This window comes from Candidatus Frankia nodulisporulans (genome assembly GCF_902806475.1).
GTDB classification, from domain to species: Bacteria; Actinomycetota; Actinomycetes; order Frankiales; family Frankiaceae; genus Frankia; species Frankia umida.
In genome coordinates this window covers 1-2009 of sequence record NZ_CADCWS010000434.1, presented here as the reverse complement: position 1 = coordinate 2009, position 2009 = coordinate 1, and the positions used below count along the sequence as shown (strand labels likewise).

Genomic DNA, 2009 nt, shown 5'->3' with positions numbered 1-2009 from the left:
TTCTGCATAAGCCTCATAGTCCGCATACTGATTTCGCTGACCTTTACCGCGGTTCGTACTTTCCCGACCTCCTGCTCGCCGCATTGCGTCGTGACCCCGCACGCCCGGCCATCTACCTCGGCGAGGAGATTCTCACCCTCGGCCAGCTCGCCGAACGGATCAGCCAGTACGCCCAGGCGTACGCGGCCCGCGGGGTGGGTGCGGGCAGTGGCGTGGCGGTGTTGTCCACCAACCGGCCCGAGGTGCTCTACGCCATGGGCGCATGAACGGCGCCCGTAACACCCCGCTGCATCCGCTGGGTTCCCTCGACGACCACGCCTATGTCCTGCGCGACGCCGAGATCGAGACGCTCGTGTTCGACCCGAGCTTCGCGCCGCGGGCCGCCGCGCTGCGTGAGCAGGTGCCGGGCCTCAAGCGGCTGCTGTCGTTCGGTCCGTCCGAGGTGGGTGAGGACCTGGTGGCGCTGGCCGCGACGTTCGCACCCGCCCCGCTGGTCGCCCCGGCCGTCGACCCCGAGTCGATCTCGGCGTTGGCCTACACCGGCGGGACCACCGGCCAGCCCAAGGGTGTGATGGCCACCTACCGGGGCAGCGCGGCGATGGCGCACATCCTCATCTCCGAATGGCAGTGGCCGGCGGACCTGCGTCATCTCGTCTGCACGCCGTTGAGCCACGCCGGCTCCAGCTTCATCATCCCGGTGTTGCACCGAGGCGGTTCCGTCGTGGTCCTGCCGAAGTTCGATGCCGGCGCGGTACTCGCCGCGATCGAGCGGTACCGCATCACGTCGTTGTTTCTCGTCCCGTCGATGATCTACGCACTGCTCGATCATCCGGCGTTCGCCGAGACGGATCTGTCCAGCCTGGAAACCGTGTTCTACAGCGCGTCGGTGATGTCGCCGGCCCGGCTGCGTGAGGCCATCGGAAAACTGGGCCCGGTCTTCTTCCAGTTCTACGGTCAGACCGAGGCGCCGCAGACCCTGTTCGTGCTGCGCAAGGAGGAGCACGACCCGGACAGTCCGGCCCGGCTGGCCAGTTGCGGTCGACCGGTGCCATGGGTGCACATCGCCCTGCTCGACGAGGCCGGCGATCCCGTCCCGCCCGGCGAGCCGGGTGAGATCTGCGTCCGTGGCCCGCTGGTGATGAAGGGCTACTGGAACAAGCCGGAGGCGACCGCCGAGGCGTTCGCGGGCGGTTGGCTGCACACCGGTGATGTCGCCCGGCAGGACCCGGACGGTTTCTACACGATCGTCGATCGCCGCAAGGACATGATTGTCAGCGGCGGCTTCAACGTGTTCCCCCGCGAGATCGAGGATGTGCTGTCCGAGCATCCGGGGGTCGCCGCGTCCGCGGTGATCGGTGTTCCCGACCCGAAGTGGGGCGAGGCCGTGACCGCCGTCGTCGTGCGCCGTCCGGGCGTCGAGGTCTCCGCCGAGGAGCTGCGGGAGCTGGTCAAGGAGCGCAAGGGCCCGCACTACTCGCCCAAGACCATCGAGTTCACCGACGCCGTGCCGCTGACCGCCGTCGGCAAGCCCGACAAGAAAGCGCTGCGGGCCCGCTACTGGTCCGGCTCCGCCCGCCAGATCGGCTGATCATCCCCCTCCACGCGGGTGCCGTCGCCCAGGAGACCGCCCTGACCGAGGCGACCCTCGCCGCCTTCGACCTCGACTGACCGCCGAGGTTACCAGGCTGGCCGGGCCCCTCGGAGGTGGTATTGGTGCCCCGGAGCGGCGTCGGGCGGGCTATACAGTGACTGGCACTCAGCGAGGTCGAGTGCCAATCCGGGATTGCCCCTGAGAGGACCCAGCACGTATGGCAAAGATGATCGCGTTCGACGAGGAAGCCCGACGGGGCCTGGAGCGCGGCGTGAACCGGCTGGCCGACGCGGTGAAGGTCACGCTCGGTCCCAAGGGTCGCAACGTGGTCCTCGCGAACAAGTTCGGCGCCCCGACCGTGACCAACGACGGTGTGAGCATCGCCCGTGAGGTCGAGCTCGAGGACGCCTACGAGCGC

3 protein-coding genes are annotated in these 2009 nt (G+C 68.7%); all 3 read left to right on the top strand.

The features are described 5' to 3' along the window. Window positions 1–266 (top strand): AMP-binding protein (locus G6R24_RS24670; RefSeq protein WP_338084490.1); only part of this gene is annotated, 266 nt, incomplete at its 5' end. After that, entirely contained in the window at window positions 263–1588 is a 1326-nt protein-coding gene (locus tag G6R24_RS20540; protein WP_225438873.1) for an AMP-binding protein, read from the top strand. The genes G6R24_RS24670 and G6R24_RS20540, both read left to right, overlap by 4 nt. A 220-nt stretch (window positions 1589–1808) precedes the next feature. Continuing rightward, window positions 1809–2009: TCP-1/cpn60 chaperonin family protein (locus G6R24_RS20535; protein ID WP_276529343.1), on the top strand; the 201-nt coding region annotated here is incomplete at its 3' end.

Excerpts from the sequence above, each read along its gene's own strand:
- G6R24_RS20540 (WP_225438873.1), top strand. The coding sequence starts at position 263 with ATGAACGGCGCCCGTAACACCCCGCTGCATCCGCTGGGTTCCCTCGAC.